Genomic DNA, 20,491 nt, shown 5'->3' with positions numbered 1-20,491 from the left:
ATGTCACAATCTTTAATAGTTGCACTAGATTTTCCAGGTAAGGAAGAGGTAGAACAGTTTTTAAGTTACTTTGAAGGAGAACAATTATTTGTCAAAGTTGGTATGGAACTGTTTTATAAAGAGGGACCTGCCATTATCACGTATTTAAAAGAAAAAGGACATCAAATTTTTCTAGATTTGAAACTTCATGATATTCCGAATACAGTAAAAAGTGCAATGCGCAATATAGCTAGTTTAGAAGTTGATATGGTAAACGTTCATGCTGCTGGGGGAAGCAGTATGATGAAATATGCGCTTGAGGGATTAGAGGAAGGTAAGAAAGAAGGAAAAGAGAGACCGATTTGTATTGCAGTTACACAACTAACAAGCACATCGGAAGAAGTAATGAAAAAAGAGATCGGCATTGAGAAAACGTTAGAAGAAGCGGTTGCTCACTATGCGAAATTAACAAAAGAAAGCGGTTTGGACGGCGTTGTTTGTTCAACGCTTGAAGTACCAAAGTTACGCGAAGTATGCGGAGACGCTTTCGTAACAGTAACACCGGGGATTCGTCTTGCAAGCGACGATGTAAATGACCAAGTACGTGTGGCAACGCCAAAACGTGCGCGTGAACTAGGCTCTAGTTATATCGTAGTAGGACGTAGTATTACAAAAGCGGAAAACCCACGCGAGGCGTATCAAATTGTAAAAGAACAGTGGGAGGGTGTAACAGTATGAAAAAACAAATTGCATCTCATTTATTAGATATCGGAGCAGTATTTTTACAACCAAATGATCCATTTACATGGTCTTCTGGCATGAAATCACCAATTTATTGTGATAACCGTTTAACGTTATCATACCCAGAAGTACGCCAAGCGATTGCAGCAGGATTAGAAGAATTAATTCAAACTCACTTCGGAGATGTTGAAGTTATTGCAGGTACAGCAACAGCAGGTATTGCTCACGCTGCTTGGGTAAGCGATCGTATGAACTTACCAATGTGCTATGTACGCAGCAAGGCAAAAGGTCACGGTAAAGGAAATCAAATCGAAGGTAAAGCAGAAAAAGGCCAAAAAGTTGTTGTTGTAGAGGATTTAATCTCAACTGGCGGCAGTGCAATCACTTGTGTAGAGGCACTTCGCGAAGCTGGTTGTGAAGTATTAGGAATCGTATCAATCTTCACATACGAACTTGAAGCAGGCAAAGAAAAATTAGCAGCAGCAAACGTTGCATCATACTCTTTAAGCGACTACAGTGCACTTACAGAAGTAGCAGCAGAAAAAGGTATGATTGGCGAAGCAGAAATGAAGAAACTACAAGAATGGCGCAAAAATCCAGCTGACGAGGCTTGGGTTACAGCGTAATCATAAAGAAAAACACGACCGTGTGGGGGAAACGCGGTCGTGTTTTTTATATAAATACAAATTAAAAACCGAGCCTGAAAAACTTTTTCTTTTTTAGGTGGGCAAGAGCGTCTGGTCATGTGTAGAAGCGGTCAGGGCCTTTTTCTGCCGCATGCGATGTAAAAATAAAGATAATTTGAAATATGAATAGTATCTGATGGAAAGTGTAATAAGAAAGACTTTAAAGAATATAAGGATGTAAAAGATGACTTCGGTATTGGCGGAGTCATCTTTCTCATGTTCATAAATTTACATATTACAAGAAAAAGGAAAAATGTGCTATGTGTCGAAAATAAGTACGATGAAGGATGTCGTATCGAAAAGATAATAAAATGAACCGCCCTTATTAGTTTTTATTATTACATTTTTAACTAGGTGTAAGAGTTAGGAGAATTGTAAGTAGATTGTAACAAAAATAACGAAGGACTTGGGAGGAAAAGATGAATAATGATCAATTTAAAACAATAGAAGCAGCACGAGAAGGGAGAAAGAAAGTACATCCTATTTTAGCGGTAATATTAACAATTTTATTTTTAGTGTTAGGTGAAGTGTTTATGCTCTTTATGTTGTTTTTACCAAAGGCAAAAACGACCTTTATGGAGGGAATATATCTTGATTTACAAATGATATTAACATTTGGAGGAACAATTTTTATTGTATTTTTATGGGTTCGATTTGTAGAGAAAAGATCATTTTCATCCATTGGACTTTGGAAAGGACAATGGATAAAAAAGTATTTGCGCGGAGCTTTGCTAGGATTTATTTTCATATCAATACCAGTAGTAGTTCTTATTATAACAGGAGCTGTACAATTGCAAATACAACATATTACAACGACAGGTATCTTTAGTATATTCGGATCTTTAGTTGCATTTTTAATACAAGGAGCCGCAGAAGAGGTTGTAGTACGAGGGTGGTTGTTTCCTGTTATATCTGTAAGAAGTCGCACATGGATTGGGGTGGTTGTAACTTCAGTTCTATTTGGTTTTCTTCATTTATTTAACCCTGATATTACAATTCTCTCAATATTAAATATCATATTAGTTGGTGTATTTGCGGCATTTTATGTACTAAAAGAGGGCGGTCTTTGGGGGATATGTGCTTGGCATTCTATATGGAATTGGGCTCAATTTAATGTATATGGTTTTGCAGTGAGTGGAACAACTGCATATTCTACACCTTTATTTAAATCAGTTACGAGTGGTCCCGACCTATTACATGGGGGAGCATTCGGAATCGAAGGAAGTGTGATTACGACAATTATGCTTGCAGTTGTTTCGGTAGGACTATGGAGACAACTATGGGGAAGGAAGGGAAACAGCATAATGCCTGAGTAACTACTCATTCCCTCTGTAAATAAAGGAAGAAAAGCACTTTTTTAGATGGTCGAGAGGGACTGGTTATGTTTTGGAGCGGTCAGGGCCCTTTTCTGCCACGTGCAAAGTTTTAAAACAAAGAAAGGTAGCGAGGTGCATTGCTATTTATCTCTTCATGGTAGCAATTTATATGCTGAAAACTTCTAAATGAAATATATGGCTGAGTAGCTACATAATTTCATATGAAAATAATCTTATTTTAAGAAAAAAACGACCAAGGAGGAAACTAACGGGCAGTTTAGTTGAAGAAAAGGGGGAGAAAACTATGAGTGAGCAAGTTCAATCTTTGAATGAACTTATTGATTTAGAAGATGGATTAAGATTAGTTTATCAAGAACCGAAAGAATACATTCGATATTATTCCATTTATTATGGACAAAAATATGCAGACTACTTTTTTAGAAGGTCCTTGGAGACATTGTTAGAAATTGTAACCATTTTTGACTGTGGATATTTAATTATGAATGAGGAAAACATCATTGGTGGTGTTTTCCTAAAGCCAAATTTTATGTCAGATTTATTTGTTGTTCCTCCTTATGAGGATTATGACGGATTAGTCCACAAGCTTTTAAGCCATTTAAAAAAGGTATCGAAGACTGAGGAGAAAATCATCCTGAGAGACATTGTAGAAGAACGCGTACCAACTTATGAACAAAAAGGATGCCAGGTTCATGAAGTTAATTATTGGATGATTCGTCCAACACAATCATTAAAGGCAATGCTTCCTGAAGGGTATATCTCTAAATCTGTTTTAGGCGAAGATATAGATGATATAGCATGTTTAATAATGAAATCTTATAAAGCAAATCCAGCTTATAAACAAATCGGACTCAAAGAGGATTATACGAATCATGTAAAGGGGTTCATAGGAAAATATCAAAATAATAAAATCATGGATGAGTGTTCAAGAGTTATTATAGAACAGAGCACGAACAACATTGTTGGTGTATGTCTGCACATGGAATTTGAAGACTATCCTCTAATCATGAGTTTAGCTGTAGACCCTGAACATCAACATAAAGGTCTTGGACGATTTTTGTTAACCCATTCTATAAACATATCAAGTAAAGAGTACCCAGCTACCCGTTTAGCTGTAATCAAAGATAATCCAGCGATTAAGCTTTATGAAGACCTTGGATTTATTAGAAATAAATCTTTAAGCGATATGTATGTAGTATGATTGAAAAAAGATGGGGTCCCAAGAGTTGTTAAACTAACAGGTGCTTTATGAAGAAGATGTCATTTAAATTCATAAGAAAAGGAACTTGATTAAACAAGCTCCTTTTTATTGTGCTATTTTCACTGTTTTTTGGTGTTTTGTACTACAAAGCCGAACCCGTTAGGAGGAAACACGGTCGTTTTTTTATATGGATGGACTACAATATGGCTCCTTGTCTCAACATTCAGGGAAAATAAAATAGAGGTCCAGTAATCATTATCTAACAATTTTATCATGACGTACTAGAGCGTTTATGTAAGTATAGAAATTAGCTCATGCAATGATTGTATAGTAGGGACACTACATTGTTGTTTTTTATTACCTCGATCTAACCATATTCCGTGCATACCAGCATTTTTACTGCTAAGAGCATCTGTTTCTAATCTGTCTCCTATATAATAGCAATCTTGAACCCGGCACTTTGCTGTCATACTAGCTGCTTGGAAGATAGCTATATTTGGTTTTGCCACCCCTACCCTACTAGAGGCGATGACTGCATTAAAATAATGTAGGATATGTAAACGGTTTAGTTTTTCAATTTGTTGATTGTAATCTCCATTACTAATAATTCCTAATAGATAACCTTTTTGTTTTAAGCTCTCCAATACATCGATTACATCTGCATACACTGTCCAGTTTTCTTTGTATGAGGATAAATATAGGTTAAATTTCAGATCAGCTTCTTTGTTCGTTAAATGAATACCGTATTGCTGAAAAAGGTCTTTCATTCGTAATCTTTTTTGCTCTTGAAACGATAATTCATTACATAAAAATAGATTGAAGTATTGTTCTGAGAGTCGATTCCATAGTTTACTAGCTTCGAATTCTTTGCCAGAAAAAACGGAATTATGTTTACGAAAGAAGTCAAGAATACCATTTTTTTCAGCAAGCTCATAATCAAGTAAAGTACCATCAATATCAAAGAAAATCATGAATAGTGCTCCTTTAGTAACATGTAATGATATATATAAATCCAAATTAAAAACCTGACATAAAACCTTTTTCTTTTTAGATGGACGGGAGCGTCTGGCCACGCGTAGAAGCGGTTAGTTCCTTTTTCTTCCACATGTAATATTTAAATAAAGAGAGAAAGTAGCAAGTTACTTGTTGCTTTGCATGGCGACAAATTGTGTGTTGGAAAGTCGATTTGTATGTATATAGTTATTGCTTTTTATCTACTTCTTTTTTACCCTTTACAAATAATAGTGTTATATAAGAAACAAGAAATGAAAAAATACTATACATCCCAACCCAAAAGAAAAATGATCGATTAAATAAGGTTACTGCCAAAATAAGAAAAATCGCAAATGTAATAATAGGCATCACATAATATGTTTTTGTAACCCGTGTACCAATAACAGAAAAAATAAAGATAAGTAATGGACAAACAAATAATACGAATATAAATTCACTCATGCGTTGTCCTCTTTTCTTACAAGTTTATTATTTTCCTGTTAAACGTTTTTCTGTACTCGTTTCTTTTCCTTCTAATCGCTTCTTAAATGTATTTCGCCAGCTACCTGATAAAGAATCAACTGCTAATATGCGTTGTATACCCTCAATATTTTGTTTATCGTGGTGCATGATTTCATTTGCGAAGGCTATTGTGATGCGATGTTTATTTTGTTCTATTAATTTTATTTCATCAGAAGGGGAAACAGTTCCTTCTGTTAGTACTCTTACATAAAAGCCAGTAAATCCCGTGTTTTGAACAAGAAGCGGGAAGTCTTTTAGATCGTAGCGATAAGATAGTTTATAGCAAGGTTGCCTCGGCTGTGTTACTTGTACGAGAGCTTCTCCTATTTTATATATATCACCAATGCATACATCTGATTCCAGTAATCCTGTTACTGTTAAGTTTTCTCCGAATGCTCCGTATGGAAGTTGCTGCGTTAGCTCTTGTTCCCAATATGGATAATGTTCAATGGCATATATACAAACAGCTTTATCTTTCCCGCCGTGGTGTTTTAAATCAGCTTGACCGTCGCCTTCGAAGTTAAGTGTCGATAAATGTAACGGTTTGTTAACACTTTTTTTAAACAAACCAGTTTCAATTTCTTTCCCTTGAAACTGGAATTTTTGCGGTGTTCCGATATTGATAGAAATAATGTGTGGCATAAGTATAACTCCTTTCGGTCTTTATATATGGTTTATATTACCATAAAATGTGATAGGGATTACGATTTTTGTTAGAAAATTCATGTAATTGCAAATTGATTATAGCAGAGGTCATAAATAGCATGAAAAAGTATGAATATCCTTCAGTATGGTTAACTGTTTAAAATAGGAGAACAATTTCACTCACCGTAATAGAATAAGGACGACATACAGAAAACATAATGAGTAAATGTTATAATAAAAGTAATTCTAAATATGGAAAATAAAGGAGGGGTTATGGCGAAAAAAATAGGTTTTTACGGCTTAATTGGTTGTTTTATTTTATCTATTATTTTAAATCATCGAATTGCAGGCAATTGGATAAACATTGTTTTTATTGTTGGAATTATTTTTTCTTTGCTATATAGGTGGGATGATATTCGAAATTTAAGTAAGAAAAAGAAACTAATTTTTACGATTGAATATATTATTCTAGTACCTACTGTAGCATTTTTATTATTAGAAGGTCAGAAAAAAATGGCTGTTATGTCACTTTTTCAAGAGTGGTTATTTTTAGCGAAATTCATTTATATATTTGTAATTTTAATCGTTTCTGGAATGATTGTTTCCACAGTTAATAGAAAGTTATTATTACATGACGATACATTTAATGTATAAAAAATATTGCTTTTTCACCTTATTTATTATAGGATAATCATTAAGTAAATAAGATAAGCGATGAATGGAATAAAGTAGTGTATGTTCTCCCTGTTAAAGAGAGCTGGCGGTTGGTGTAAGTCAGTACATAGAACAACATGAATTACGATCCAGGAGCATCTTCTTCGAGCGAATAGTAAGGGGAAGACGGTGAAGAGCCGTTATAGAGAATGAAGAGATTGGCATATAAAGTTTGCCAATAACTAGGGTGGTACCGCGAATAAAATCGTCCCTACTGATTAATTTCAGTAGGGATTTTTTGTATTTTCATAACAACAAAATAATAGATAAGCGATGAATGGAATAGAGTAGTGTATGTTCTCCCTGTTAAAGAGAGCTGGCGGTTGGTGTAAGTCAGTACATAGAACAACATGAATTACGATCCAGGAGCATCTTCTTCGAGCGAATAGTAAGGGGAAGACGGTGAAGAGCCGTTATAGAGAATGAAGAGATTGGCAGATAAAGTTTGTCAATAACTAGGGTGGTACCGCGAATAAAATCGTCCCTACTGATTAATTTCAGTAGGGGCTTTTTATTCGCTTTTTAAATAGAAGTACCTAAATGTATGAATGATGATGTTTTTAAAAGGCTTAATTGTGGATAAGATTGACAGGCCGTTATTTAAAAAATGAATTTAGCTAATATAAATCAATTCATTCACCAAGTACAAATAGAAATGTAAAGGAGGTGAATAGCTATGGAAGATGGCTATTACTATGTAAAATCACTTGCAAAACAATTTGAAAAACTAGGAACAGAAAGAGGAGAACAGAATGAAGAAAGATGGTTTAAAGAAAGAGTTATTACCTAGACATGTGCAATTTTTAGCGTTAGCGGGAATGATTGGTACGGGTATTTTTAAAGGTAGTGGAGATACTTTAGGGATTGCTGGGCCTGGCGTAATTATTTCGTACTTACTTGGTGGATTATTAATGATGATTGTTATGGTGGCTTTAGCTGAAATGGCTGTTGTTTATCCAAATCAAAATGTTCAACATTTAGTTCATAAGGCTTTTGGGTTTCACGTATCATTTGTAGTTGGATGGCTATACTGGATTAACTGGACGCTTGTTACAATTGTAGAAATATTAGCTGCAGGATCTTTTTTACAATTTTGGTTTCCAAATGTACCTCTTTGGTTACTAAGTGCTATTTGTGCGCTTTTAGTTGTGGGAATTAACAGTTTTCAAGTGAAATTTTATGGCGAAATGGAATTTTGGTTTGCTAGTATAAAAATTTTGGCACTTGTATTATTCATCCTTTTAGGAGGAGCAGTCTTATTTGGACTAACGAGTTTTGCTCCGTCAACACCAACGGAACATTTACTTGGGCATGGTGGATTCTTTCCAAATGGTATTAAAGGGGTATTTAGTGCTTGTTTTATTGTAATGTTTTCGTTCGGAGGATCTGAATTAATAGGGGTAGCAATTTCTGAGACAAAAGACGTTGAAAAGGTGTTACCTAAAGTTATAAAGGGTGTTGTTTGGCGCGTAATCATATTTTATATCTTGCCCATTATAATTATTGCGGGATTAATACCTTGGAATGAAGTTGCAGGAAATGAAAGTCCATTTATACAAGTAATGAATGCCATTGGTATCCCAGGTGTTGCGCACATTATGAATTTTGTTTTATTAACTGCAGTTCTTTCAGCTGCGAATTCAGGAGTTTTTGCTACTTCCAGAACAATGGTTGCGTTAGCTGAAAAAGGAGAAGCGCCAAAAATATTGAAACAGACTGCGAAATCAGGTGCGCCAATCATTGCAATTGCTTTAAATGGCTTATTATTATTGATAGGGGCAGGACTAGCATTCTTTGCTCCAAATAGTATTATCGGAACAATGATGACAATTCCAGGGTTTACAATGTTATTGCTTTGGTTAAGTATTTGCTTTGCGCAACTTAAATTACGTCCTAACTATGCAACGATGCCTAACTTTAAAATGAAGTTATTTCCAACTACAACTATTATTGGAATCGTGGGATTATGTATTATTTTCATAGGCTCAACGTTTAGTAATGGAATTTCAGTCGGAACAGTGGTTTGTTTTACAACTTTAGCAATTTTAATTGGTTTTGCTTTATTTAAAGGGCGGAATAGAAAGAAAGAAGAAACACAATTAAAGCATATAAGCTAAATTTATGAGCGGAATAATATAGTATATTTTAAAACTTAATAGAGTAATGATCAGGGTACACTTCTATTGAATAAGTGTGCTCTGTCATGTTTGAAGATAAAAAGTGTAGTCTGGGGCAAAAAAATAATTTCATTTACTGAAATAAGAGTTTAATAAAATTAATCAAAGTCATAACAAAAAGCTGTATTACTTCACCTATAAAGTAATACAGCTTTTTTACATATTATTTTACGGATTGAGCCTGTTGCATTTTTTTAATCATGCGAATTTGTCCACGATGATTTAGTTCGTCTTCAAACACATGAAACCATTTGAAATAATTGTTTGCTGGCTTATCCTCCCAAAATGGAGTTGTTTTAAATAACCATTCGTTTGGAAGTGATTGAAATGTAGCGATTGTTTTATCACGAACTTCTTGTAATGTGTTGATGTAGAAGTCTAACGGTTGGTTTTTTATTTTTTGGCGTCCAAGATTACCTAATTCAACGCCTGGTAGCCAGCGTTCTAGTTCTTCCTCCGTCGGCTCTCTTTCTTCAAAGGTATGAATTTGATAATAAAACTCGATAGCCGCCATATGATACAGAAGCATACCGATTGAATTTGCATTTTCATCATATAAGTAATCTAATTCTTCAGTTGTTAAATCTTGAATGGCACGTAGTGTTGAGAAGCGTGCATAATTCATCATCGAAACAAGTTTAGAAAAATCGTCGCTTAATCCGTCGATTTTATCAATTAAAAATAAATTCTCCATTGTAATCCCCCTATTATGGAATGTAGACCTTTATCCCGCTATTCGCGGGCAGTAATACTCCCGCCTCAAAATTCAGCGGTAGCATTGTCCAGTTCCAGTGGCTAGAATCTTGCCCACCTCGGACGAGGCAAAAAGCGCCTCTTTGTCGGGGGCTTCGACGTCCTACGATTCTGAACGAGCCACTTCCGCTTTTCTTAAGAAGCTAGGCGGGAGATAAACTGCCCGTAAAAGCCCGATTGGTGAGAACTGATTAAAGTTTCACTTTATTTCATTTCTTCAAATAGGAAGAGATTCCTTTTTTTGTAGGGGAATAAAAATGTAGTGATTGATCTTTAACTGCTATGATTTTGGGATTTAAATTATTCCTTCACGTTTTTTGTTGATAAATAATATGTTCAACTTCCTTTTCTAGAGAGGTCAGTAGATGAGAATCTAGTTTAGCATTGTTTTGCATAATGATGCTTAGTGTTCCTGTTTCTTTAGGGAAGAGACGGACAGTTTTTTTAAGTCTGTAACTTTTATATTTTTTTCTATATACGAGACATAAGTGTAGAGAAATTGCTAATAAGTAATAGAAAAGAAAAAAATATATAATCGTATTATTTTGGAATACAAAGAAAAATAAAAGGAAAATAGGAATGGTTAATTTGAGAATATAATGTTGCAGGAAAAGGGGAACTACTTCGATATGTTGATTGTTCATTTATAACCTCCTGTTGCATTTTATTTTAAATTTGTGAGATGGCATACTATTTTGGTTATAAATACAATAAAATTCTGTTTGTTCAGAATTTTATAGGGGTAACTGAAAGGTATGAATCTCTATTAGAGTACAATTCTGTGTCAAAAATAATCTGGAGATAACTTTTATGTAATAAAAGTTTGGAGAGTCACACATTTATTTGAATTAAAGGAACAATCAGTTGAACGGTATAGACAAAATAACAAATGATATACATAAAGCCTTTTAGAGTTGAAAGAAATAAAAAAAGGACACCTTACAAAATGGATGTGAAAAAATAATAAGATTTTGTAAGATGTCCGGTGGAACAAGTGTTAGTCGGTGTTCTATTTATATATAATTAGAGACCTTTTGAACGATATATTGTATTGTAGATTCCATTTTTGAGTCGTCTACTTCGTCTTTATATTTATGATGAATGATTTGTTGCTTTTTAAGAACGTAATAATCAAAGAGTGCTTGATATAAAGTCATATTGTTTTGAATTAAGATTGTAGGTTCAAAAAGCTTTCGCAGTAGTATATCGTCTTGGAGCAGTATGAGTGCTGGATTGATATCGTTGAACACTTCTGTGTCTATATGTTCCTCATAGAATTTTTTTAATTTAGTATTTCGTTCGTTTTGAGCTTGTATGATTTGTTCATATAGTACAGGAGCATTATGTTTTAAGTCTGATAGAAAGGTATCAGATATGTAGAAAGCTATGAGTAATGACTGTTCAAATGTTTTTTGAAATCGCTCTCCAAATGGAACTGTCACTTCAAAAATTATTTGGTCAATGCTTGTAATATATTCGGCATAAATTTTGACGATGTATTGGATAATTTCTTCTTTTGATGAGAAATATTTGTACATAGTTGCTTTGCTAATATCCATATAACGGGCAATATCATCTGTTCGTAATGAGCTTATTCCATGTTTTTTTACGACTGGTAATAATTTGAAAATGAGCTTCTTTTTCATTTCTACTTGATTATCAATATTGTTATTTAACATAACAACCCTCCTTGCAATTCACTTTATTATAAGTAAATTTATGAATTTATACAAATTGAACTAATTGAACTAAAAACGTTAAAATAGTTTACTTATTCTTAGGTGTATGTTATTCTCTTGTTACATTATCTTTTCGAAAGAAGGCGTACTTATGAAAATGAGGAAACTAGGTTTACAAGGTTTAGAAGTGGCGGAAATGGGATTAGGTTGTATGGGAATGTCTGAATTTTATGGTCAAACAGATGAGATAGAGGCGATAAAAACAATTCATCGCGCTTTTGAACTTGGAATAACAATGTTCGATACAGCGGATATTTATGGATATGATGAAGATGGAATGGGAACAAATGAAAAGCTAGTAGGGAAAGCGTTACAGGGATTTCGGCATGATGTGAAAATTGCAACGAAGTTCGGAGCGCTGCGAAATGCCACAAAAGCATTAGGGTATAACGGATCACCTCAATATGTGAAGGAAGCATGCGAAGCAAGTTTAAGAAGATTAGGAACAGACTACATCGACTTATATTATTTACATCGCGTTGATCCGAATACACCAATTGAAGAAACTGTAGGTGCAATGGCAGAGTTAGTGCAAGAAGGAAAAGTACGTTATATCGGGCTGTCTGAAGTAACAGGTGAGCAATTAAAAAGAGCTCATGCAATTCATCCAATTTCAGCTGTTCAAACAGAATATTCTCTTTGGTCACGCGATCCAGAGAAAGATATTTTACAAATTTGTCGTGAATTAGGCGTTGGATTTGTTCCATATAGTCCACTTGGCCGCGGATTTTTAACGGGAAATTTAACAAGTCGTGATCAATTAACACCTAATGATTGGAGATACTATAATCCGCGTTTTTCAGAAGAAGCATTTACTTCGAATATGAAAATTGTTGAAGGGATTAAACAGCTTGCGATAGAGAAAGAATGTACAGCTGCACAATTAGCGCTTGCTTGGGTCGTTGCACAAGGTGAAGGAATCATACCAATTCCAGGTACAAAGCGAGTGAAGTATTTGGAGCAAAACGTAGCAGCTCTTGAAATAACTTTAACAAAGAAAGAGTTAGCGTATTTAAATATGATTGCACCTATTGGAGATACGTTTGGTAATCGATATTAAGATTAATAATCATATAAAAAATCAATTGAAAAGGTAAAGGATGGGATTATGTGCATACAGAAAGCAATCATTTGATAAATGAATCATTTGCTAGAACGTTAATGAAATCATTACTAGGAGAACGCGGACATATTCCAATTAAAGATGCAATTACAGATATAGATTGGGAACTATCAGGAAAACAAGTAGAAAACATTCCGTATTCCATCTACCAACTTGTAATGCATATGAAATATTGGCAAGATTTCCTTTTACGTGGTTTACATGGAGAAAAATTACAACTGCCAGCGGACATAAAAGAGAGTTGGCCAGTTGAAAATATGGCGGAAAATCAAGAAGAATGGGCGGAGATTATAAAAGGATTTCTAGCGGGAATTGATATTGCTTGTACAATTGCTCAAACTACAAATCTTGATGAGCCTTTAGCACAGTATCCAGATGTAACGCGAGCCGATACGTTACGTAATATTGCTTCACATAATAGTTATCATTTAGGAGAGATTGTATTGCTTCGTCGTTTATTTGAGGCATGGCCTCCACTTGGTGGAGGTTATCCAGTTTAATAAAATAACTTCTCATATTAAGTTATAGTTAAAGGAAATGGATTATGATTGTTAGCGTAGAATGAAAACAAGAGGCTTCTTCATGTTGAAAGAAGTCTCTTGTTTTTTCAACTATTTCCTCTAGTGTTTATTATATGCAAAACTCCATCATCTCAAAGTCATGAAAAAAGGTTTATAAGAGCACATCCAATAGACAGTGGGATAGAGCGGTAATATTGTTCAATGTTCTATTCTATCCTAAAACAATAAGTTCTCTATTCGCATGTGTAATTACTTCATGCCCAGTTTTTGTCACGACAATATCATCTTCAATTCTGCAGCCGCCCCAATTTGGGATATAAATACCTGGCTCTACAGTGACAACCATTCCTTCTTTCAGTGTGTCTGTACTGTCTTTTGATAATCGAAGAGGTTCATGAAGTTCTAACCCTAGTCCATGGCCTGTCGAATGACCGAAATATTCATCGTATCCATGCTCAGTAATGTAATTTCTTGTAATGTCATCGATTGTTTTTGCTGATTCACCTGGACGAATTGCTTCGGTGCCTCGTTTTAAAGCTTCAAGTATTATGTTGTATATTTTTACGAATTCTTCGGAACAGCTACCGATTGCAACAGTACGTGTTAAATCAGAGCAATACCCGTTATAAAGTGCACCAAAATCTAATGTAACAATGTCCCCGTCTTCAATGATTTTACTTGTGGCTACTCCGTGTGGAAGAGAAGAGCGAGTACCGGACGCTATGATAATGTCAAATGATGAAGAGGAAGCACCTTGTTTTCGCATGAAAAATTCTAATTCATCTCTTACATCGCGTTCGGATACGCCAGGTTTTAGGAAAGTTGTAATATGCTCAAAAGCATCATCTGCGATGCGAGCGGCAATCCTAATCATTTCGATTTCGAAGTCTTCTTTTATAGTACGAATTGTCTCAATTATTTCATTTACATGAACCAATTCGATATTTGTATATTTTTTTAACGCTGTGTATTGTTTCAGCGTCATATTATTTTCTTCTATGCCTAGTTTTTTAATTTGTAATCTGTCTACTTGGGCTGCAATTTCTTGTTCGATGTTTCCTTTATGCATCATAATTTCTGCTTCGTGTATTTGTGCTTTCGCTTGATCTGTATAACGGAAATCTGTAATAAATACGGCATTTGTAGGAGAGATTAAGACAACTCCAGCAGTACCTGTAAATCCAGTAGCGTACCTACGGTTTTCTTTTTTTGTAATAAGTAATCCGTCTATTCCAAATTGATGTAGCTGTTCTTGAATTTTTTTTATTCTTGAATTCATTTTAATTCCTCCCTTTCATCTCCTTATTCTAAAGCAAGAATAATGCCAACATTTTGCATAAGGAGAAAAATTGTTTATTCAGCATGGATTGGGAGTAAAGATCTGCTGTGAAAAGAGTTTCGTTATATCCCTGTCAAATAATATAGACACACGAGATGAATTTGTGTCTATATTATTTGACAGAAAAATGATTGTGTAAAAAAGGAAAGAGATGATTACCCGATTGTAATCATCTCTTTCCTTTAAGCTTTTAATTTCATCACTGTGTCTGTATCCGGTGTTACATATATTGTTTGCTGATTATCGTATGTCACAAATCCAAGCTTTGCTCCGCTCGGCTTTTTCACATGACGAATTTTTGTATAATCGACTGGAACTGAACTCGATTCTTTTGCTTTACTAAAGTAGGCAGCAAGCTTTGCTGCTTCAATTAATGTCTCTTCGCTTGGCTCTAATGAACGAATGACTACGTGTGATCCTGGAATGTCTTTCGTATGAAGCCAAATTTCATCCCGGCGTGCAAGTTTATTTGTTAAATAATCATTTTGTTTGTTATTTTTCCCGACTAAAATCTCTGTTCCGTCACTTGCGATATATTTGTCTAATATAGGTTTCGTAGGTTTCTTCTTTACATTTTTTGCCTTGCGATTTCGCATATATCCTTCTTCAGCTAGTTCTTCGCGAATTTCTTCAATATCTTTAGAAGAAGCAGCTTCCATTTGTTGGAGCAAACTGTCAAAGTAAAAGATTTCTTCGTTTGTTTTTTCGATTTGTTCTTCAACGATTGCGATAGAATTTTTTGCTTTTTGATATTTTTGGAAATAACGCTGTGCATTTTCTGATGGTGTGCGTAGCGGATCTAAAGTAATTTTTACAGTGCCGCTATATTCATCATAGTAATTGATAACTTCAATTTCTTTGTCGCCTTTTTTCATGGCGTACATATTAGCTGTAAGCAATTCACCAAATAGTTGATATTTATCTGCTTTGCCCGCGTCTTCTAACGTTTTTTGTAATTTAATTACTTTCTTTACATTTTTCGCTTTTTCATTTTGCATAAACCGTTCTAAATCATGGGCCTGTTGCTTTACACGGTCACGCTCCGCTTTTCCAAAGAAGAATCGATCTAGTAATTCACTTATAGATGAGAATGTCTTTTCTTCACCTTTTAAGTGTGAAAGTGGGAATAAATAAAAGAATTCTTTCCCATTTGCTACAATCATCGAAGGCGTATACTGATGTTGTAAGAGCGGTTTTTGCAATGTGAAAAATGCTTCAGATAATGCATGCTCATTCACCATGCCAGCCTTTGCAACTACTTCTTTTGCAAATAATGGAGAGATTCCTGTAAAAGCTCCTACGAGTTGTTTATCCATATTTCCTGATAAAAAGTCGAGCGGCCTGATAAATTCTTCTTGCGTTTCAATTTGCAAGGGATTGATTTTCTGTTGTGTTGGCGGTGCAATATATTCAGACCCGGCATATACAGTGCGGTGCCGGTTTACCGCTAAAGAAACGTGTTTTAAGCTGTCCAAAATTATATTTGTTTTGGAGTCTACCAAAATGATATTGCTATGACGTCCCATGATTTCAATGATTAATGTTTTGAATGATTCATCACCAATTTCATTGCGGCTACGAATTTTAATTTGAACCATTCGTTCTAAATCAATTTGTTCAATCTTTTCAATGAATCCACCTTCTAAATGTTTGCGAAGAAGCATACAAAACATTGGCGGTAATGCCGGGGAGTCATAATTTTGTGCCGTTAGATGCATCCGTGCATATGTTGGGTGAGCGGAAAGAAGTAATTTTTGATTTTTTCCGTTTGCCCGAATATGTAATAAAATTTCATATTTTGATGGTTGATATATTTTTGAAATTCTTCCTGTTTGAAGAGAGTTTGCAATTTCATGTGTGATTGCTCTTGTAAATAATCCATCGAATGCCACGTTGAACACTCCTTTCTCACTAAAAGTTAATTATAGCATTTTTTCGGACGAGGCTGAATAAGCTTTCATTAGAGCATGTCTGCAATCAGGAGGTAGGTGGCGAGATGAATTGGTATGAACTGCGTGCACATGAAGTAGAAGAGCGAACGAATACAAATGTAAAAACAGGATTAACGGAGCAAGAAGTGGACATTCGGCTGAAAAAACTTGGCCCAAACGAGTTACAAGAAGCAAAACGGCCTTCTGCATTTGTTGTGTTCTTGGCGCAATTTAAAGATTTTATGGTACTTGTTTTATTTGGTGCAACGATTATTTCTGCTTTTTTAGGGGAATATGTGGACGCAATTGCGATTGTGGCAATTGTTATTATCAATGGTATTCTCGGTTTTTTTCAAGAGAGAAAAGCAGAAAAATCACTGGAAGCATTAAAAGAGCTGGCCGCCCCACAAGTAACTGTACTTCGGAATGGGAAATGGATGAAAATTCCTTCGAAAGGCCTTGTACTTGGAGATGTTATTAAATTTTCAAGCGGGGATCGTATCGGTGCAGATATACGGCTCGTTGAAGCTTCAAGTCTATATATTGAAGAATCAGCGTTAACAGGAGAATCAGTGCCGGTCCAAAAGAAAATTGATGTTCTGCATGGTGTTGATGTTTCAATTGGTGACCAAACAAATATGGCATTCATGGGAACGATGATTACGAGAGGATCCGGTATTGGAGTTGTTATTGGAACAGGAATGAATACAGCAATGGGACAAATTGCAAATATGCTGCAAAATGCACAGCAAAATGAAACACCGCTGCAGAGAAGACTTGAGCAGCTTGGAAAAATTTTAATTATTGTTGCATTAATTTTAACGGCGCTCGTTGTATTGGTTGGTGTTTATCAAGGGAATGAAACATATCATATGTTTTTAGCAGGTGTTTCACTTGCTGTTGCTGCGATTCCTGAAGGATTGCCAGCCATTGTGACAGTAGCACTCTCACTTGGTGTTCAACGGATGATTAAGAAAAAAGCAATTGTAAGAAAGCTGCCTGCAGTTGAAACATTAGGGTGCGCATCTGTTATTTGTTCAGACAAAACAGGGACAATGACGCAAAATAAAATGATGGTCACACATGTATGGTCGAGTGGCGAAACGTGGAATGTAACGGGGCAAGGCTATGAACCAAAAGGCGAATTTATGAAAAGTGATAAGAAAATAAATCCGACAGCGGCTCGCTCTTTATATCAGCTACTTACATTTGGGTGCCTATGTAACAACGCAAATATTGTGAGAAAGAAAAAATCATATGTATTAGATGGTGATCCGACAGAAGGTGCACTCGTTGTAGCAGCGATGAAGGCTGGTATTTCAAGAGAAGGGATAAAGGATCAATTTGAGGTTATTCACGAGTTTCCGTTTGATTCAACGCGGAAAATGATGAGTGTCATTGTTCGTGATAAGGCAGGAAAAAGATTTGTAGTAACAAAGGGAGCGCCTGACGTTTTATTACAAATGAGCCAAACCATTTTATGGGGAAATAAACAGCAGCCATTAACAGAATTGTATCGAAATGAAGTGCAAACGGCAATTCATCATTTAGGAAGTCAAGCACTTCGTACAATTGCAATTGCTTTTAAGCCATTAAAAACAACAGAGCAATTGCAAAGTGAACGAGAAGCAGAACAAGATTTAATGTTTATTGGATTGCAAGGAATGATTGATCCGCCAAGACCGGAAGTAAAACAAGCAGTGCAAGAGTGTAAAGAGGCGGGAATTAAAACAATTATGATTACAGGAGACCATAAAGTAACAGCGATGGCAATTGCAGAGCAACTTGGGATTTTACCACCTGGTGGCCGCGTTGTGGAAGGAATCGAACTTGCAAACATGTCGATTGAAGAGTTAGAAGGTATTGTAGATGAAACTTATGTTTTTGCACGTGTTTCTCCAGAACATAAATTAAAAATTGTGAAGGCGCTGCAAAATAAAGATCATATTGTGGCAATGACCGGCGACGGCGTGAATGATGCGCCTGCTATAAAAGCAGCTGATATTGGTGTGGCGATGGGAGTTACAGGGACGGATGTTGCAAAAGAAGCATCATCTCTTGTGTTATTAGATGACAATTTTGCTACCATAAAAGCGGCAATTAAAGAAGGAAGAAATATTTACGAAAACATTCGTAAGTTTATTCGTTATTTATTAGCGTCTAATGTTGGCGAAATTTTAGTTATGCTATTTGCAATGATATTAGCATTGCCATTGCCGCTCGTACCCATTCAAATCTTATGGGTGAATTTAGTAACAGATGGTTTGCCAGCGATGGCGCTCGGACTTGATGCTGCAGAGGGTGATGTGATGCGAAGAAAACCACGTCATCCAAAAGAAGGGGTATTTGCGAGAGGGCTTGCATGGAAAATTGTAAGCCGAGGCTTTTTAATCGGTGCGATGACACTCTTAGCATTTATCATTGCATACAATCAACATCCAAATGAATTAAAGTATGCGCAAACAGTTGCCTTTGCAACACTTGTGTTAGCTCAGCTTATTCATGTGTTTGATTGCCGTAGTGAGCATTCTGTCTTTCACCGTAATCCATTTGGAAATATATACTTAGTAGGAGCAGTTATTATCTCGATTTTACTCATGCTAGTAGTGATATATTATCCGCCGTTGCAACCGATTTTTAGTACGATGCCAATTCAAGCGAGAGATTGGCTCTTAATTGTTGGGCTTTCTTCTATTCCAACATTTTTATTAGTAGGGTCTTTACTAACTGGGAAGTCCGAAAAGAAGAAAACAATTGTATATAAAAGAGGGATAAACTTGAAATAGTAAATGACATAAAAGTGTGCTATAATCTGAAAAGGTAGTAGAGTAGAGTCTCTATTACCTTTTTCATTGAGTAAGATCATGGCTTGGATGTGATAAAATGATTTCGAGTATGACAGGTTTTGGACGCGCAAAAGTAGAAAGTGATGCGTTTCAAATTACAGTAGAAATGAAGTCGGTCAACCATCGTTTTTTAGAGATGAATATTCGTCTTCCAAAGCAAATGATGGTGTTCGAGGATAAAATCCGCAAATTAATTGCAGAACAAGTGGGCCGCGGACGTATTGAAGTATCGATTATTGTTGAAGGGGAAGGACTCGTTGAACGGAAATTACGCGTGGATTGGTCCCTTTTAGAGCAATATAAGCTCATTATGGAAGAAGCGAAGGGGAAATTTCAATTACAGGATTCGATTACATTACAGCAGCTTATTGCTATGCCGGAAGTGACAGCAATTGAAGAAGTTGAAAATGTAAATGAAGCGTTTGAACATAATTTGTATGAAGCAGTTCACCGCGCTGCTAGTATGTTGAAAACGATGCGTGATGGTGAAGGAGAACGACTGCATAAGGATTTGGAGCATCGTTTACAAGGGATTTACACGTGTGTGCGTTCCATTGTTCCGTATGCACCGTCAGTTATTCAAAAATATCGTGAGCGCTTAGAAAACCGATTGAAAGAATTACATAATCAAGAATTAGAAGAACAACGATTACTTACAGAGATAGCGGTGTTTGCAGACCGCTGTGATATTCATGAAGAATTAGTTCGTTTGCAAAGTCATTTAGAACAATTTCAAGAGGCGCTGCAAAGTAAAGAACCAGTTGGAAGGAAATTGGATTTTATCGTGCAAGAAATGCATCGTGAAATTAATACAATTGGTTCAAAAGCAAATGACTTAACAATTTCGAAATATGTTGTTGAAATGAAAAATAACCTTGAAAAAATTCGTGAACAAGTACAAAATATTGAGTAGCTGTCAAATGTATACAAAGTTATACGAGAGAGAGAAATCGGATAGACTTACTAGGAGGCGCAAATTATGGCCATGCGGTTTTTAAATATTGGATATGGAAATATCGTATCTGCACATCGAATTATTTCCATTGTAAGTCCGGAATCAGCACCGATTAAAAGGTTAGTCCAGGAAGCTCGCGAACAAAATGTGCTACTTGATGCTACCTATGGTCGAAAAACACGAGCTGTAATTGTTATGGATGATGGACATATTGTATTAAGCCCGATACAACCGGAAACAATTGCACATCGGTTAAACAATAAAGAAGATTTAAGTGACGAAGGGTAGGTTT

19 protein-coding genes and 2 other annotated features are annotated in these 20,491 nt (G+C 35.5%); of the genes, 11 read left to right on the top strand and 8 right to left on the bottom strand.

The features are described 5' to 3' along the window. The 4 genes from pyrF to PLX19_RS09145 all read left to right on the top strand — a co-directional run bounded on the left by pyrF (position 1) and on the right by PLX19_RS09145 (position 3,941). Entirely contained in the window at positions 1-717 is a 717-nt protein-coding gene (gene pyrF / locus PLX19_RS09160) for an orotidine-5'-phosphate decarboxylase (protein ID WP_272188206.1), read from the top strand. Continuing rightward, complete coding sequence (pyrE, locus tag PLX19_RS09155; RefSeq protein WP_272188205.1) at positions 714-1,346, top strand: orotate phosphoribosyltransferase; 633 nt, start codon at positions 714-716, stop codon at positions 1,344-1,346. The genes pyrF and pyrE overlap by 4 nt, the downstream gene beginning before the upstream one ends. Positions 1,347-1,825: 479 nt before the next feature. Then, a complete protein-coding gene (locus PLX19_RS09150; RefSeq protein WP_272188204.1) occupies positions 1,826-2,722 on the top strand; it encodes a CPBP family intramembrane glutamic endopeptidase in 897 nt (298 codons plus the stop codon). A gap of 304 nt (positions 2,723-3,026) precedes the next feature. After that, positions 3,027-3,941, top strand: a complete 915-nt coding sequence (locus tag PLX19_RS09145) for a GNAT family N-acetyltransferase (RefSeq protein WP_272188203.1) — start codon at positions 3,027-3,029, stop codon at positions 3,939-3,941. Between the two features lie 290 nt (positions 3,942-4,231). Here PLX19_RS09145 and PLX19_RS09140 read toward each other — a convergent pair whose 3' ends face one another. The 3 genes from PLX19_RS09140 to PLX19_RS09130 all read right to left on the bottom strand — a co-directional run bounded on the left by PLX19_RS09140 (position 4,232) and on the right by PLX19_RS09130 (position 6,098). Continuing rightward, positions 4,232-4,912 (bottom strand): HAD family hydrolase, encoded by a 681-nt coding sequence (locus tag PLX19_RS09140; protein ID WP_272188202.1) that lies wholly within the window; start codon positions 4,910-4,912, stop codon positions 4,232-4,234. A 229-nt stretch (positions 4,913-5,141) separates the two neighbouring features. Then, positions 5,142-5,396, bottom strand: coding sequence for a YbeF family protein (locus tag PLX19_RS09135; RefSeq protein WP_272188201.1), 255 nt, complete (start codon positions 5,394-5,396; stop codon positions 5,142-5,144). 27 nt (positions 5,397-5,423) lie between these two features. Beyond that, positions 5,424-6,098: an MOSC domain-containing protein gene (locus PLX19_RS09130; protein WP_272188200.1), complete on the bottom strand. Its 675-nt coding sequence runs from the start codon at positions 6,096-6,098 to the stop codon at positions 5,424-5,426. A 276-nt stretch (positions 6,099-6,374) separates the two neighbouring features. Here PLX19_RS09130 and PLX19_RS09125 point away from each other — a divergent pair, with 276 nt between their 5' ends. Beyond that, positions 6,375-6,755 (top strand): YoqO family protein, encoded by a 381-nt coding sequence (locus PLX19_RS09125; RefSeq protein ID WP_272188199.1) that lies wholly within the window; start codon positions 6,375-6,377, stop codon positions 6,753-6,755. Between the two features lie 51 nt (positions 6,756-6,806). Further along, positions 6,807-7,031 (top strand) — a binding site (T-box leader). Between the two features lie 48 nt (positions 7,032-7,079). Next, positions 7,080-7,304, top strand: a binding site (T-box leader). Positions 7,305-7,567: 263 nt separating this feature from the next. Next, entirely contained in the window at positions 7,568-8,932 is a 1,365-nt protein-coding gene (locus PLX19_RS09120) for an amino acid permease (RefSeq protein ID WP_272188198.1), read from the top strand. Between the two features lie 223 nt (positions 8,933-9,155). Here the strand turns inward: PLX19_RS09120 and PLX19_RS09115 are convergent, their stop codons facing one another. The 3 genes from PLX19_RS09115 to PLX19_RS09105 form a co-directional block, all read right to left on the bottom strand. Beyond that, a complete protein-coding gene (locus PLX19_RS09115) occupies positions 9,156-9,686 on the bottom strand; it encodes a DinB family protein (RefSeq protein ID WP_272188197.1) in 531 nt (176 codons plus the stop codon). 367 nt (positions 9,687-10,053) lie between these two features. Next, complete coding sequence (locus PLX19_RS09110; RefSeq protein WP_272188196.1) at positions 10,054-10,389, bottom strand: hypothetical protein; 336 nt, start codon at positions 10,387-10,389, stop codon at positions 10,054-10,056. A 369-nt stretch (positions 10,390-10,758) separates the two neighbouring features. Further along, complete coding sequence (locus PLX19_RS09105) at positions 10,759-11,424, bottom strand: TetR/AcrR family transcriptional regulator (protein ID WP_272188195.1); 666 nt, start codon at positions 11,422-11,424, stop codon at positions 10,759-10,761. Positions 11,425-11,575: 151 nt separating this feature from the next. Between PLX19_RS09105 and PLX19_RS09100 the strand changes: the two genes are divergently transcribed. After that, positions 11,576-12,544 carry an aldo/keto reductase gene (locus PLX19_RS09100; protein ID WP_272188194.1) on the top strand — a complete coding sequence of 323 codons (969 nt, stop codon included), beginning with the start codon at positions 11,576-11,578 and terminating at the stop codon, positions 12,542-12,544. A gap of 101 nt (positions 12,545-12,645) precedes the next feature. Continuing rightward, positions 12,646-13,107 carry a DinB family protein gene (locus tag PLX19_RS09095; RefSeq protein WP_272188352.1) on the top strand — a complete coding sequence of 154 codons (462 nt, stop codon included), beginning with the start codon at positions 12,646-12,648 and terminating at the stop codon, positions 13,105-13,107. 232 nt (positions 13,108-13,339) lie between these two features. On the opposite strand, the gene PLX19_RS09090 is transcribed toward PLX19_RS09095, so the two are convergent. Next, on the bottom strand, positions 13,340-14,407 hold the full coding sequence (locus PLX19_RS09090; RefSeq protein WP_272188193.1) for a M24 family metallopeptidase: 1,068 nt from the start codon (positions 14,405-14,407) through the stop codon (positions 13,340-13,342). Between the two features lie 242 nt (positions 14,408-14,649). Beyond that, positions 14,650-16,359 (bottom strand): Rqc2 family fibronectin-binding protein, encoded by a 1,710-nt coding sequence (locus tag PLX19_RS09085; protein WP_272188192.1) that lies wholly within the window; start codon positions 16,357-16,359, stop codon positions 14,650-14,652. Between the two features lie 104 nt (positions 16,360-16,463). On the opposite strand from PLX19_RS09085, the gene PLX19_RS09080 reads away from it, so the two are divergent. The 3 genes from PLX19_RS09080 to remA all read left to right on the top strand — a co-directional run bounded on the left by PLX19_RS09080 (position 16,464) and on the right by remA (position 20,487). Beyond that, the gene (locus PLX19_RS09080) at positions 16,464-19,184 is read left to right on the top strand and encodes a calcium-translocating P-type ATPase, SERCA-type (RefSeq protein ID WP_272188191.1); all 2,721 of its coding nucleotides are present in this window, start codon (positions 16,464-16,466) and stop codon (positions 19,182-19,184) included. Between the two features lie 97 nt (positions 19,185-19,281). Continuing rightward, entirely contained in the window at positions 19,282-20,157 is an 876-nt protein-coding gene (locus PLX19_RS09075) for a YicC/YloC family endoribonuclease (RefSeq protein ID WP_272188190.1), read from the top strand. 66 nt (positions 20,158-20,223) lie between these two features. Then, entirely contained in the window at positions 20,224-20,487 is a 264-nt protein-coding gene (gene remA, locus PLX19_RS09070; RefSeq protein WP_020059206.1) for an extracellular matrix/biofilm regulator RemA, read from the top strand. Positions 20,488-20,491 lie beyond the last annotated feature (4 nt).

Origin of the sequence: Bacillus sp. BP-3, from assembly GCF_028401955.1 — a bacterium.
In the GTDB taxonomy this organism is placed as follows: domain Bacteria; phylum Bacillota; class Bacilli; order Bacillales; family Bacillaceae_G; genus Bacillus_A.
Note: the sequence above shows the minus strand (reverse complement) of the source record. Positions and strands in the feature narration are given on the sequence as shown.

What these genes read in the sequence shown, in the direction of transcription:
- pyrF (WP_272188206.1), top strand. Translation starts at nt 1, where the DNA reads ATGTCACAATCTTTAATAGTTGCACTAGATTTTCCAGGTAAGGAAGAG.
- pyrE (WP_272188205.1), top strand. Translation starts at nt 714, where the DNA reads ATGAAAAAACAAATTGCATCTCATTTATTAGATATCGGAGCAGTATTT.
- PLX19_RS09150 (WP_272188204.1), top strand. Translation starts at nt 1,826, where the DNA reads ATGAATAATGATCAATTTAAAACAATAGAAGCAGCACGAGAAGGGAGA.
- PLX19_RS09145 (WP_272188203.1), top strand. Translation starts at nt 3,027, where the DNA reads ATGAGTGAGCAAGTTCAATCTTTGAATGAACTTATTGATTTAGAAGAT.
- PLX19_RS09140 (WP_272188202.1), bottom strand. Translation starts at nt 4,912, where the DNA reads ATGATTTTCTTTGATATTGATGGTACTTTACTTGATTATGAGCTTGCT.
- PLX19_RS09135 (WP_272188201.1), bottom strand. Translation starts at nt 5,396, where the DNA reads ATGAGTGAATTTATATTCGTATTATTTGTTTGTCCATTACTTATCTTT.
- PLX19_RS09130 (WP_272188200.1), bottom strand. Translation starts at nt 6,098, where the DNA reads ATGCCACACATTATTTCTATCAATATCGGAACACCGCAAAAATTCCAG.
- PLX19_RS09125 (WP_272188199.1), top strand. Translation starts at nt 6,375, where the DNA reads ATGGCGAAAAAAATAGGTTTTTACGGCTTAATTGGTTGTTTTATTTTA.
- PLX19_RS09120 (WP_272188198.1), top strand. Translation starts at nt 7,568, where the DNA reads ATGAAGAAAGATGGTTTAAAGAAAGAGTTATTACCTAGACATGTGCAA.
- PLX19_RS09115 (WP_272188197.1), bottom strand. Translation starts at nt 9,686, where the DNA reads ATGGAGAATTTATTTTTAATTGATAAAATCGACGGATTAAGCGACGAT.
- PLX19_RS09110 (WP_272188196.1), bottom strand. Translation starts at nt 10,389, where the DNA reads ATGAACAATCAACATATCGAAGTAGTTCCCCTTTTCCTGCAACATTAT.
- PLX19_RS09105 (WP_272188195.1), bottom strand. Translation starts at nt 11,424, where the DNA reads ATGTTAAATAACAATATTGATAATCAAGTAGAAATGAAAAAGAAGCTC.
- PLX19_RS09100 (WP_272188194.1), top strand. Translation starts at nt 11,576, where the DNA reads ATGAAAATGAGGAAACTAGGTTTACAAGGTTTAGAAGTGGCGGAAATG.
- PLX19_RS09095 (WP_272188352.1), top strand. Translation starts at nt 12,646, where the DNA reads ATGAAATCATTACTAGGAGAACGCGGACATATTCCAATTAAAGATGCA.
- PLX19_RS09090 (WP_272188193.1), bottom strand. Translation starts at nt 14,407, where the DNA reads ATGAATTCAAGAATAAAAAAAATTCAAGAACAGCTACATCAATTTGGA.
- PLX19_RS09080 (WP_272188191.1), top strand. Translation starts at nt 16,464, where the DNA reads ATGAATTGGTATGAACTGCGTGCACATGAAGTAGAAGAGCGAACGAAT.
- PLX19_RS09075 (WP_272188190.1), top strand. Translation starts at nt 19,282, where the DNA reads ATGATTTCGAGTATGACAGGTTTTGGACGCGCAAAAGTAGAAAGTGAT.
- remA (WP_020059206.1), top strand. Translation starts at nt 20,224, where the DNA reads ATGGCCATGCGGTTTTTAAATATTGGATATGGAAATATCGTATCTGCA.